9 protein-coding genes are annotated in these 12735 nt (G+C 65.6%); 2 read left to right on the forward strand and 7 right to left on the reverse strand.

The features are described 5' to 3' along the window. Both LQK81_RS09285 and LQK81_RS09290 read left to right on the forward strand, forming a co-directional pair. Nucleotides 1-360, forward strand: a 360-nt coding sequence (locus tag LQK81_RS09285) for a hypothetical protein (RefSeq protein WP_230805659.1), incomplete at its 5' end; no start/stop codon positions are given. A gap of 93 nt (nucleotides 361-453) precedes the next feature. Continuing rightward, nucleotides 454-2394 (forward strand): M23 family metallopeptidase, encoded by a 1941-nt coding sequence (locus LQK81_RS09290; RefSeq protein WP_230806518.1) that lies wholly within the window; start codon nucleotides 454-456, stop codon nucleotides 2392-2394. Between the two features lie 81 nt (nucleotides 2395-2475). Here LQK81_RS09290 and clpB read toward each other — a convergent pair whose 3' ends face one another. From clpB to LQK81_RS09325, 7 genes are all read right to left on the reverse strand, one after another. Continuing rightward, nucleotides 2476-5079 carry an ATP-dependent chaperone ClpB gene (gene clpB, locus LQK81_RS09295; RefSeq protein ID WP_230805661.1) on the reverse strand — a complete coding sequence of 868 codons (2604 nt, stop codon included), beginning with the start codon at nucleotides 5077-5079 and terminating at the stop codon, nucleotides 2476-2478. A 215-nt stretch (nucleotides 5080-5294) separates the two neighbouring features. After that, nucleotides 5295-5744, reverse strand: a complete 450-nt coding sequence (locus LQK81_RS09300; RefSeq protein WP_230805663.1) for a PACE efflux transporter — start codon at nucleotides 5742-5744, stop codon at nucleotides 5295-5297. 218 nt (nucleotides 5745-5962) lie between these two features. Next, nucleotides 5963-6628 carry a DUF4167 domain-containing protein gene (locus LQK81_RS09305; RefSeq protein WP_230805666.1) on the reverse strand — a complete coding sequence of 222 codons (666 nt, stop codon included), beginning with the start codon at nucleotides 6626-6628 and terminating at the stop codon, nucleotides 5963-5965. Between the two features lie 346 nt (nucleotides 6629-6974). Next, on the reverse strand, nucleotides 6975-7838 hold the full coding sequence (prmC, locus tag LQK81_RS09310; protein WP_230805668.1) for a peptide chain release factor N(5)-glutamine methyltransferase: 864 nt from the start codon (nucleotides 7836-7838) through the stop codon (nucleotides 6975-6977). Nucleotides 7839-7840: 2 nt separating this feature from the next. Next, nucleotides 7841-8923, reverse strand: a complete 1083-nt coding sequence (gene prfA / locus LQK81_RS09315) for a peptide chain release factor 1 (protein WP_230805670.1) — start codon at nucleotides 8921-8923, stop codon at nucleotides 7841-7843. A 122-nt stretch (nucleotides 8924-9045) separates the two neighbouring features. Next, nucleotides 9046-11313 carry a phosphoenolpyruvate--protein phosphotransferase gene (ptsP, locus tag LQK81_RS09320; protein WP_230805672.1) on the reverse strand — a complete coding sequence of 756 codons (2268 nt, stop codon included), beginning with the start codon at nucleotides 11311-11313 and terminating at the stop codon, nucleotides 9046-9048. A gap of 71 nt (nucleotides 11314-11384) precedes the next feature. After that, complete coding sequence (locus LQK81_RS09325) at nucleotides 11385-12659, reverse strand: aspartate kinase (RefSeq protein ID WP_230805673.1); 1275 nt, start codon at nucleotides 12657-12659, stop codon at nucleotides 11385-11387. Between the last annotated feature and the right edge of the window lie 76 nt (nucleotides 12660-12735).

Here is a 12735-nt window from a genome sequence, read left to right on the forward strand (position 1 = left end):
ACACCGGTCAAAACCCATCAGCGTCCTGCGGAAACCTCAGAGCGAGTTCGTCGGTCGCCAGCAGCGCCGCCGCCCTCGTTGGTGAGCCGGTTTCTAAGACCACATACAAAACAAGTCAACAGGGATTTTGACAGTTTTTTGAAAATTCCGGCCGCGGCCATATCGGTTTGCCGGATTTCCAGCGCTTTCGGCCCGGTAAAAACATTCTCCCCCCGATTTACGGCCCGAATTCGGCGATCTGCCCTCAATTTTTCACAATGGCGTCGTCTCAACGGTCACATGCGTCGCGCACGCGTGATGGGAGATACGAGCCGGCAGGCGGAACGCTCGCTGTTCACAGCCGGTCGCGCGCTGATTTGACTTTGACGCCACAACACGTACATCTTCGAGCCGCTGAACGGCGACGCAACGACACGGGACAAACCGACCGGCATGACGACGACCGACAGGAACATGATCCGCACGCTCGGCAACGAGCCGCCACTGGTGGCGGACGGCCGGCGCGCCCCCGACCGCCGCGAGATTTCGCTGCGCTGGCTTTCGGGCACGTTCCTTACCGGCATCACCTCTTCAATCCTCATGGGCGTGGCGCTGTTTGCAGCCCTCGACGGCCGCCAGCAGCTGGCAATTCCGGCCGAGGCCTATGCCGCACTCGAGCCCCAGGACCACCCCCCTCACCCCGAGAACACGGTCAAGCGCGGCCAGCGCATCCTGGAGCCCAACGTCGTCGCCAAGCCGGCCGACAAGAAGATCATGGACGTTTCGACCATGATCCACGACGGCGAGAAGGAAGTGGTCCGGCGCAAGCCTTTCGCCCATGTCACCATGGCGCTGGCCGCCAGCCACACCTCAGGCGACGACTATCCACCCTTCGATCCGCTCGCGATCTTCTCGGACGGCGACAAGGACGACCAGCCGGTCTCGCGCACGGGCACGATCTATGGCTCCGAGGTGGAATCCGAGGTCGCGCTGAAGAGCGGCGCGTTCCCGACCGGCGGCTCGGCGCTCGCCTTCGCCGACCAGATGTCGGCCGATGAGGTCGAGGAGAACGTTCGCACCAACGGCTCGGCGCTCACCGACGGGAGCACCCAGATCGCATCGCTCTACTACGTCGACCCCCAGCGCTTTGCCTCCGACACCGGCGACCTCGACCTGCTGCAGGGGCTGACGGCCCGTGTCGTCGAGGAGAACATGAGCGTTTCGGATTTCGACACGCGCTCCGCCGACGATCCCGAATATGCCGACGACGTGATCCCGGTTCGCCGCGCGCAGGACATCGTCGGCGTGATGACGGGTGCCGGCTACACCAAAGCCCAGGCCGAGGATCTCTCAACCTATCTGAAGGGCGTCTTGGACGGCGACGAACTCGCCCAGGGCGACGTTCTGCGCATCTGTGTGATGCAGCGGGGCAAGCAAGCCGACATCGTGCGCGCCTCGGTCTATTCCGGTGGCCGCCACGTGACGACCGTGGCGCTCGACGACAAGGGCCGTTTCATTCCGGGCATGGAGCCGCCGCCGCTCGCTGCCGTCGCCACCGCCTTCGACGGCGAGAACCGGCAGGTGATGGCGTCCGGGCGCGACATGCCCCGGGTCTATGACGGCATCTACCGTGCCGCCCTGTCCTACGGGATGAGCAAGGACATGACCGCCCAGGTGGTGCGTATCCTGGCGAGCAATGTCGACTTCCAGGCGCAGCTGCGCCCGAACGATACGCTTGAGGCCTTCTTCTCGGTCGCCGACGACACCGGCGTCGCAAGCGAGGATTCCGAGCTTCTGTTTCTCGACGCCAGGTTCGGCGACACCGAGACGCGCGTCTATCGTTTCCAGGACCCGGACGACGACTCGATCGACTACTACGACCAGGACGGCAAGAGCATTCGCCAGTTCCTGCTCCGCAATCCGGTTCCGAACGGGCGGTTCCGCTCCGGCTTCGGCATGCGCCGCCACCCCATCCTGGGGTTCTCACGCATGCACACCGGCGTCGACTGGTCGGCGCCGCGCGGCACGCCGATCATCGCTGCCGGCAACGGCACCGTCGAGAAGGCCGGATGGGATTCCGGCGGCTACGGTAACCAGACGCTGATCCGTCACGCCAACGGCTACGTCTCCTCCTACAACCACCAGAGCGCAATTGCCAAGGGCATCAAGCCCGGCGTCAAGGTCCGCCAGGGCCAGGTGATCGGCTTCGTCGGCACCACCGGCCTGTCCACCGGCCCGCACCTGCACTACGAACTGATCGTCAATGGCAACAAGGTCGACGCTCTGAAGATCCGCCTGCCCGGCGGCAAGTCGCTCGATGGCGAGGCCCTCGCCCAGTTCCAGCTGGAGCGCAAGCGCATCGACGACCTCCTCGGCCGAGAGGACGACGCTTCGGAAGTCGCCGCCAAGCGATAATCGACCGCCCGAACGGCGAGGCGCGCGGTCCTTGCGGTCCGCGCGCCTCTTTTCGTTCTCACCGGATCTCGAAAGATCGCGTCAGGCGGCCTGGTTCTTGCTGCTGACCGTGTGGAACAGCAGCCGGTCCGACCCCGAGGTCACCCGCACGGTTGCCCCGTCCGGAACCTCGTCCGAAAGGATCTTCTCGGCGAGCGGATCCTGCAGGTACTTCTGGATCGCCCGCTTCAGCGGCCGGGCGCCATAGACCGGATCGTAGCCCTTCTCGGCCAGCCAGTGCGTCGCTTCCTCATCCAGCTCCAGCGTGATCTTGCGGTCGGCGAGCAGCTTGCGCACGCGTGCGAGCTGGATGTCGACGATCGCGCCCATCTCCTGCCGCCGCAGCCGGTGAAACAGGATGATCTCGTCGACGCGGTTGAGGAACTCGGGACGGAAGTGCCCGCGCACCACCGCCATCACCTCGTCGCGCACCTTCTCGCTGTCGTCGCCCTCGCCGAGCTGGGTCAGGTACTCGGCGCCGAGGTTCGAGGTCATGATGATCAGCGTGTTGCGGAAGTCGACCGTGCGGCCCTGTCCGTCCGTCAGCCGCCCGTCGTCGAGCACCTGCAGGAGCACGTTGAACACATCCGGATGCGCCTTCTCGATCTCGTCGAACAGGACGACCTGGTACGGCCGGCGACGGATCGCCTCGGTCAGCGAACCGCCCTCCTCATAGCCGACATAGCCGGGAGGCGCGCCGATCAGCCGGGCCACGGAGTGCTTCTCCATGTATTCCGACATGTCCATGCGCACGATCGCCGTCTCGTCGTCGAAGAGGAAGCGGGCCAGCGCCTTGGTCAGCTCGGTCTTGCCGACGCCGGTGGGGCCGAGGAAGATGAACGAGCCGATCGGCCGGTTCGGATCCTGAAGGCCTGCCCGGGCACGGCGCACCGCACGCGAGACCGCCTGCACGGCGTCGCCCTGGCCGACGACGGACTTGGCGAGTTCGTCCTCCATGCGCAGCAGCTTGTCGCGCTCGCCTTCCAGCATCCTGTCCACCGGAATGCCGGTCCAGCGGGAGACCACCTGCGCGATGTTGTCGGCGGTCACCACCTCCTGCACCATCGGGTCGACATTGCCCTTGTCCTGGCTTTCGGCCTCCTCCAGCTCCTTCTCGAGCAGCGGGATGACGCTGTAGGTCAGTTCGCCGGCACGCTGGAATTCGCCCTTGCGCTGGACGATCGCCAGTTCGTTGCGGGCTTCGTCGAGCTGCTTCTTCAGGTCGGCGGCGTGGCCGAGCTTGCTCTTCTCCGCCTGCCAGCGGGCCGTCAGCGCGGCGGCTTCCTCTTCCAGCGAGGCGAGGTCGAGCTCGAGCTTTTCCAGCCGGTCCTGCGAGGAACGGTCGGTTTCCTTCTTCAGCGCCTCGCGCTCGATCTTGAGCTGAATGATGCGCCGGTCGAGTTCGTCGAGTTCCTCGGGCTTGGAATCCACCTGCATGCGCAGCCGCGCGGCCGCCTCGTCCATCAGGTCGATCGCCTTGTCGGGGAGGAAGCGGTCGGTGATATAGCGGTTCGACAGCGTCGCGGCCGAGACCAGCGCGGAATCGGAGATCCGCACCTTGTGGTGCTGCTCGTACTTTTCCTTCAGCCCGCGCAGGATCGAGATCGTGTCCTCCACGGTCGGCTCCTCGACGAAGACCGGCTGGAATCTGCGGGCAAGGGCCGGGTCCTTCTCGACATGCTTGCGGTACTCGTCGAGCGTGGTCGCACCGACGCAGTGCAGTTCGCCGCGGGCCAGGGCCGGCTTGAGGAGATTGGACGCGTCCATCGCCCCGTCCGCCTTGCCGGCGCCGACGAGGGTGTGCATCTCGTCGATGAACAGGATGATCTCTCCGTTTTCGGCCTGAACCTCGTTGAGGACGGCCTTCAGCCGCTCCTCGAACTCGCCGCGATACTTGGCACCGGCGATCAGCGCGCCCATGTCGAGCGCCATCAGGCGCTTGTCCTTCAGGCTCTCCGGCACGTCGCCATTGACGATGCGCAGCGCCAGCCCTTCGGCGATCGCGGTCTTGCCGACGCCGGGTTCGCCGATCAGCACGGGATTGTTCTTGGTGCGGCGGGACAGGACCTGAATGGCGCGGCGGATCTCGTCGTCGCGGCCGATCACCGGATCGAGCCGGCCTTCGCGGGCCTCGGCCGTCAGGTCGCGCGCATATTTCTTCAGCGCGTCGAAGCCCTGCTCGGCATTGGCCGAATCCGCCGTCCGCCCCTTGCGCAGGTCGTTGATGACCTGGTTCAGTGCCTGCGGCGAGACGCCGGCCTTGGCAAGGATGTCCGCGGTCGCGGCCGCCTTCTCGATCGCCAGCGCCAGAAGCAGGCGCTCGACCGTGACGAAGCTGTCGCCAGCCTTCTTCGCCGCATCCTCGGCGGTCGCGAAAACACGCGCGAGCGGCTGGGTCAGAGACAGCGAGCCGTTGCCGCCGGTCACCTTCGGAAGCTTGGCAAGGGCTGCCTCGGTCGCCCGCAGCGCTTCCCGGGCGTTGCCGCCGGCGCGCTCGATCAGCGAGGATGCCATGCCCTGCTCGTCGTCGAGCAGAACCTTCAGGACGTGTTCGGGCGTAAATTGCGGATTGCCGTCGGCAAGCGCCTTGGTCTGCGCGGATTGCAAGAAGCCGCGCACGCGCTCGGAATATTTTTCGATGTTCATTAAAAACTACCTCCATAACTCTCCCGGCCCGTTTCGGCACCGGTCGACGATTCAGGATCAGGCCCCCGTACGGCGAGCCTGTCATCGGCGACATGCCACGGCATTGCACCGCATCAATCGCTTCGTTCGAAATATGGTGAGGCGGGAAAGGAATTAAAGGGAGGCAGCCCCGTGCCGATGCGAACTATTTGGTGTGCCGCGACGGCACCGGCACCCTATCGGTCAGGCCCGCCCGCCTCCTGCGCCTCCGGCCAGCCCGGCAACGGGAAGATACGGTCATAGGCCCAGTTGAAGGCGAAAGCGTAGACCAGGTAGAAGAGCGAGAAGGACAGGTCCATCAGCAGGGCCTGCAGCAGGCCGATCTCCAGATACCATGCGATCAGCGGCATCAGCACCGCCACCAGCCCGGCCTCGAACAGCAGGGCGTGCAGCACGCGGACGGGTATCGTTTTCCACGTTCCGCCAGTCAGGCGGTGCAGCGCATGGTCGAAACCGAGATTGTAGACGTAGTTCCAGGCCGTGGCGATCGTGGCGCTTGCAACGCCGATCACACCGATCTCGACCATCGGAAAGCCGAAGGCCCAGGCTCCGAGCGGGGTGATCAGCGCCAGACCGATCAGCTCGAAGCTGATCGCGTGCCTGATGCGGTCGGGTGTGGAGCGCATGCTCGATGCTCACGGCAATGTCCGGGTCGTCCCGGGTTTTAAGGACCTGCGGCGAGGTCGTCCTCTTGCGGCATCCCTATCAGGTGCCCCGCCCGGGAGACAAGAAGCTTCCCGTCTCAAACAGAAACCGCCTGCAACGGCCGTTGCAGGCGGTTTTCGTCATTTCATGCGAAGGACATGGCCTGCGTTCCCGTTCCCGAAGGAAAAGGATGCGCTGCTCACTCCGAAGCCGTGGCTTCCAGAACCGGACCGTCGCCGCCTTCGGCCGGCGCGTCGCCGGCCTGCGCTGCCTCGCCACGACGCGGACGGCGCTGGCGCGGGGCACTGCGGCGGCGCGAGGGCTGGCGGGCGGATGCCTCTTCTTCCATCGAGACTTCCGCCGGCGTGCCCTCGATGATCGGCTGCGGACCGGTTCCGTCCATCACCGGTTCCTGGGCGTCTTCTGCCGCAACCGGGGCAGCGGCCGGCGCGGGCGCCGGGGATGCTGCGATCGTGACGGCCGGCGCATCGTCGCCAGCATAGTCCATGTCGTCCTGCTCGCGGTCGAAACCGTCGCGGTCGTTCGCGTCCTGGCGGTCGTCGCGCTGCTGGCGATCCTGCATCTGCTGCTGGGCCGACAGGATAATGCGATTGTAGTGCTCGGCATGCTGGAGGTAGTTCTCCGCGATGACGCGGTCGCCCGAACTCTGGGCATCGCGCGCAAGGGCCGCATACTTCTCGGCGATCGTCTGCGCCGTGCCCCTGATCTTCACGTCCGGTCCGGAACTGTCATAGGTCCGGGTCAGCGGATTGCCGCCCTTGCGGAAATTGTTGTTATTGTTGTTGTTGTTGTTATTGTTGTTGTTACGCCCGCGGCCGCGCTTGTTTTGCTGTCCTGGCCTCATATTTCACTCACCTGAACTCTCTAGTCTTGATGATCGAGTTTCTGCACCGCCCGGTCGCTAGCGTCGACCTGGGCGAATTTCGTCGGAGAACACACCACGCTCTTCCGTGGTCCTGTCGCCGCAAAACGTCAAATTGACAGGTACCCGCACAGAGCAGCCTTTAACCCCAGCAACTCTTCTTTGAGAGGAAGCTTCGCGTCGGTCATATGCAGATCTTGTCTGTTCCCATGACCTTGCCCGGTGCGTAGGGGCAACCTATCCCGCTTCCCCGCTGATTCCAAGCCTTTTCTTTGCAACCTCTTCGCAGTGGCGCAGGAAACTGTGCATTTGCAGCAACAGCCGGACCTCAAGCGACGGCAAAAACCAGGACGCGATCGTTTCCGCCGAGATCGCTGGCCGCCTCGACGAGGCGAAATCCCTTGCCGGCCATGAGTTCGGTCACGGCTTCCTTCTGGTCGAACCCGATCTCGAAGGCGACCGCGCCCCCCTCATTAAGGTGGGGAAGCGCGCCTTCGGCAATCCTGCGATAGGCATCCAGCCCGTCTTCTCCGCCGTCCAATGCCCGCCGCGGGTCGAAGCGTCTCACCTCTTCGGCAAGATCCTCCACGACCGTGGAGCGGATATAGGGCGGGTTTGAGACGATGATGTCGTATCGACCACCTACGGCGGCAAACCAGTCGCTCTCAATTGTCTCGAACCGGTCCGACAGACCATTGAGGTGGGCGTTCCGGCGGGCGGTTTCAAGGGCGCCGGCCGAAATGTCCGTTCCGGTGCCGTGCACGCCCGCCACCGCCTCGATCAGCGCCAGGCAGATGGCGCCGGTTCCCGTGCCGAGATCGAGCAGGCGGCATTCGCCTTTCGCGGCGACGACGTCCCGGGCAAGGGGTATCAGCCGCTCGACCAGGATCTCCGTGTCTGGCCGCGGTTCCAACGTGTCCGGCGACAGCGTCAGGATCAGGCCGAAGAACGGCCGTTGTCCGAGGATCCGGTAGACCGGTTCCCGGTCGAGCCGCCGCGCGAGTGCGCCCTCGATCAGGGCCGCTTCCTCGCCGGTCAGCACCCGCGCCTCCTGCGAGATGAGCGCAGCCGGCGCCAGACCGAGGAGCCCGCCGACCAGCAGCCGGGCCTCGCGCGCCGCGTCCTCGATGCCCCCGTCCGACAGCCTACGCCTGGCCCGGGTCAATGCATCGGCCAGCGTGACGGCGCCCATCTTCAGCCCCGCTGTTCAGAAAGCTGCGCCAGTTGGCCGGCCTGATAATCGGCGACGAGCGCGTCCACCACCTCGTCGATCTCGCCTTCCATCATCCGGTCGAGCTTGTAGAGCGTCAGGTTGATGCGGTGGTCGGTGACGCGCCCCTGCGGGAAATTGTAGGTGCGGATACGCTCGGAACGGTCGCCGGAACCGACCTGGCTCTTTCGGTCGGCCGAGCGTTCGCTTTCGGCGCGCTGGCGCTCCATGTCGTAGAGCCGCGACCGCAGCACCTGCATCGCCTTTGCCCGGTTCTGGTGCTGCGACTTTTCGGAGCTCGTGACGACGAGCCCGGTCGGCAGGTGCGTAATGCGCACGGCCGAATCGGTCGTGTTCACGTGCTGGCCGCCGGCGCCCGACGAACGCATCGTGTCGATGCGGATGTCTTCCGGTCGGATCTCGATATCAATGTCCTCGGCTTCCGGAAGGACGGCGACGGTGGCGGCAGAGGTATGGATGCGGCCACCCGCTTCCGTTTCCGGCACGCGCTGCACGCGGTGCACGCCGCTTTCGAACTTCAGCTTGGCAAACACGCCGCGGCCCGAAATGGTAGCGATGATTTCCTTGTATCCGCCGGCCTCGCCCTCGCTTGCCGAGAGCACCTCCACCTTCCAGTTGTTGGCGGAGGCGAAGCGCTCGTACATGCGAAAGAGATCGCCGGCAAACAGCGCGGCTTCCGAACCGCCGGTGCCGGCACGGATTTCCAGGATGGCGCTCTTCTCGTCGGCGGCATCCTTCGGCAGGAGCAGGATCTGCATGTCCTCCTCCAGCCTTTCGACCCGTTCCTTCAGGTCCGGCAGTTCCATCTCGGCGAGGTCGCGCATCTCCCGGTCCGTGCCCCTGTCGGAAAGCATGGCCTCCAGATCGGCGATCTCGCCCTGCGCCTTCTGGTACTCGCGGATCTTCGTCACCACGGGCTGCAGTTCCGAATATTCGGACGCCAGCCGCACATAGGTCTCCGAATCGGGACCTGCGGACATGCGCGCCTCGATCTCGCCGAAGCGGCGCTCCAGCTCGCGCATCTTTTCAACCGGAAGCTTCGCCACCGTCGCACTCCAAGATTTTCCGCCCGCGCGTCGCAGGGCGCAAGGCCCCGTGTCGCGCGCGGATGTTGATGATCAGGCGATCCCCGCACGCCCGCAAGCGTGCCGATCGCAATGGCCGGCCGCTACAGCTGGATGCCGTTCTCGGCGGCGAAATCCGTCAGGATCTGCCGCACGGTCCGCGTCGGCCGCATGTCGTTCAGTGCCTCGTCGAGAGTGGCCGACAGCGCGTCCACCTCCAGGCTGAGCAGCATCGCCTTGACCGGGCCGAGTGCCGTCGCCGACATCGATACCGAACGGAAGCCGATGCCGAGCAGCGCCATCGCCGAGATCGGCTTGCTCGCCATCTCCCCGCACAACGTCACCGGCGTCGCGTTGCGCTCGCCCGCCCGCACGATATCGCGCAGCACGCGCAGGAACGGCCGGCCGAGGATGTCGAATCGGTCCGAGACGCGCGCATTGCCGCGATCGACCGCCATCGTGAACTGGAACAGGTCGTTGGAGCCGACCGAGACGAAATCGACCTCCGCCATCAGCTCGTCGAGCTGCCAGAGCAGCGCCGGCACTTCCAGCATCGCCCCGAACTGCAGCTTCTTCGGCAGTTGTTCGCCGACCTTCGACTGCCGCTCGATCTCCTTCTGGAGCAGGCCGCGCGCCTCGCGAAGCTCGGCCACCTCGGTGACCATGGGCAGCATCAGCCGCAGCTCGCCGCCTGCCGCGGCGTTCAGCATCGCCCTCAGCTGGGTCCGCAGCAGGCCGGGCCGGTCCAGCGAAAGCCGGATCGCGCGCCAGCCGAGCGCAGGGTTCTCCTCGTCGGCACCACGGAAATAGGGAACGACCTTGTCGCCGCCGATGTCCAGCGTCCGGAACGTGACCGGCCGGCCCGCCGCTTGCTTCAGGACGCTGCGGTAGAAGGCTTCCTGCTCTTCCGCCCTGGGCATGGTCGAGGCGATCATGAACTGCAGCTCGGTCCGGAACAGGCCGATACCGAGCGCACCCGATTCCGCCAGATGCGGCAAATCGACGAGCAGGCCGGCATTCATCTGCAGGTTGATCTTCTTGCCATCCCTGGTCACCGGATCGACCGCGACGAGCGCGCGATACTGCGCCTGCCGGCGCGCCCTGAGCCGCACCTTTTCTGCATAGGCGCGCTGCAGGTCCTGGACAGGACGCAGGTGCACCTTGGCCTCGTCGCCGTCGATGATGATCGCATCGCCGTTTTCGGCGAGTGCCACGGCGCCGGTCGCCTGCCCGACCACGGGGATCCCCATGGCGCGGGCGACGATCACCACATGGCTCGTCACCGCCCCCTCTTCCAGCACCAGGCCGCGGACGTTCTCGCGCGGGTAGTCGAGCAGTTCGGCAGCCCCCATGGCGCGGGCGACGACGATGGCATCCCCGGGGAAGCTGCTCGCCGAGAGCTTCGCGCCGTAGCCGGTCAATTGCCGGAGCAGGCGATTGGCGAGGTCGTCGAGGTCGTGCATGCGCTCGCGCAGATAGGGATCCGTCAGCCGGATCATCCGCGCCTTCGTTTCGCTCTGCACCCGCTCCACCGCCGCTTCCGCGGTCAGGCCGTTGCGGATCGCCTCCTCCAGCTTGCGCACCCAGCCGCGGTCGTGGGCGAACATGCGGTAGGTCTCCAGCACTTCGCGGTGCTCGCCCTCGACCGGCACGTCGCGGCGCGACAGCATGTCGTCGATCGAAATGCGCAGGGATCCGAGCGCTTCCGCCAGCCGCCCCAGCTCGTGCTCGGAATCCTCGTTGAGCAGGTTGGTGACGACGATGCGCGGCTCGTGCAGGACGACATAGCCAAGCCCGATGCCTTCGCCGAAGCTGGCGCCGTCGATCGAGACCGGCCGCGACAGGTCCAGTTCCAGCCCGGGCTTCGTCAGCTTCTTCAGTTCACCGGTCGCCACCATCTCGGCAATGACCATGGCGGTCGTTTCCAGCGCCTCGAGCTCGTCCTCGCGATAGGTGCGGCTCGCCTTGTTCTGCACGACGAGAACGCCGAGCGCGCGGCCGGTCCGGAGGATCGGCACGCCGAGGAAGGAATGGTAGATTTCCTCGCCCGTTTCCGGGAGATAGCGGAACGCCGGGTGGGACTGGGCGTCGGACAGGTTGAGCGGCTGGGCGGAGGCGGCGATGGTGCCGACGAGGCCCTGCCCCATCTTCAGTTGCGCCAGGTGGACGGCGCCCGGATTGAGGCCCTCGGTGGCGTAGAGTTCCAGCACCCCGTCGGAGCGCAGCACGTAGACGGAGCACACTTCCGCGACCATGTTCTGCGCGATCTGGCGCACGATCTGGTCCAGGCGTTCCTGTGGCTCAAGCGGCTCCGCCATCAGCTCGCGCAGCCGCTTGAGAAGTACGCGCGGACCCGCGGAGAGGTCTCTCATCGCGTGGCGTCTCCCGAAAATGAACCACCCGGGCCATCCGGTCGGGCGGGGCGCCCGACGAATCCGGTCGATTACTTCTTATCGAGCCCGTAGACGGAATGCAAAGTCCGCACCGCGAGTTCTGCATAGGGGCCGTCGATCAGGATGGATATCTTGATTTCCGAGGTGGTGATCGCCTTGATGTTGATGCCCTTTTCGGCGAGCGCGTGGAAGGCGGAGGCGGCGACGCCCGCATGGCTGCGCATGCCGATGCCGATGACGGAGACCTTGACCAGACCCGTCTCGTGCTGGATCACGTCGAAGCCGACCTTTTCCTTGGCGCCTTCGAGCACCTTGAGCGCCTTTTCGACGTCGCCCGACGGCACGGTGAAGGTCATGTCGGTCTTCGAACCGTCCTCGGAGGTGTTCTGGACGATCATGTCGACGTTGATATGGGCCTCGGCCAGCGGGCCGAAGATCGCAGCCGAGACGCCCGGGCGATCGGCGACGCGCCTGAGCGAAATCTGCGCTTCATCCTTGGCATAGGCGATGCCGGTTACGACTTCCTGTTCCACGATCTCTTCCTCATCACAAATCAGCGTGCCGGGCGGGTTCAAAAGATCGCCCATGCCCGGCGCATCGGGATCCTCGAAGGACGAACGCACGAAGGTGCGCACCTTGTGCACCATGGCGAGCTCGACCGAGCGCACCTGCAGCACCTTGGCGCCCAGCGAAGCCATTTCCAGCATTTCCTCGAAGGCGATCTTCTTCAGCCGCCGCGCCTTCGGCTCGATGCGCGGGTCGGTCGTGTAGACGCCGTCGACGTCGGTATAGATGTCGCAACGGTCCGCCTTCACGGCGGCCGCGATCGCCACCGCCGAGGTATCCGAGCCGCCGCGGCCGAGCGTCGCGATGCGGTTGTCGGGACCGAGCCCCTGGAAGCCGGCGACGACGGCGACCTGGCCCTCGCCCATGCGGCGGACGATCTCGTCGCCGTCGATGTCCATGATCCGGGCCGCGCCATGGGCGTTGTCCGTCTTGATCGGGATCTGCCAGCCCTGCCACGAGCGGGCGTTGATGCCCATCGACTGCAGCGCGATGGCCAAAAGGCCGGACGTCACCTGTTCGCCGGAGGCGACGATGGCGTCATATTCGCGCGCGTCGTAGAGGGGAGAGTTGGCACCCGTCGCCTTCGGCATGCCCTGCACCCAGCCGACCAGCTCATTGGTCTTACCCGACATGGCCGAGACAACGACGGCGACCTCGTGGCCGGCATCGGCCTCGCGTTTGACGTGGCGCGCCACATTGTGGATGCGGTCCAGGTCAGCGACGGAGGTCCCGCCGAATTTCATCACGATGCGTGCCATATCTGTCTACCGGTACTGGTGGGTCGCGCGGACGCGCGCGGGAATTCGCGGGGGTCTCTTAGCGGAAGAGGGGGCG

This window comes from Rhizobium sp. GN54 (assembly GCF_021026345.1).
In the GTDB taxonomy this organism is placed as follows: Bacteria; Pseudomonadota; Alphaproteobacteria; order Rhizobiales; family Rhizobiaceae; genus Mycoplana.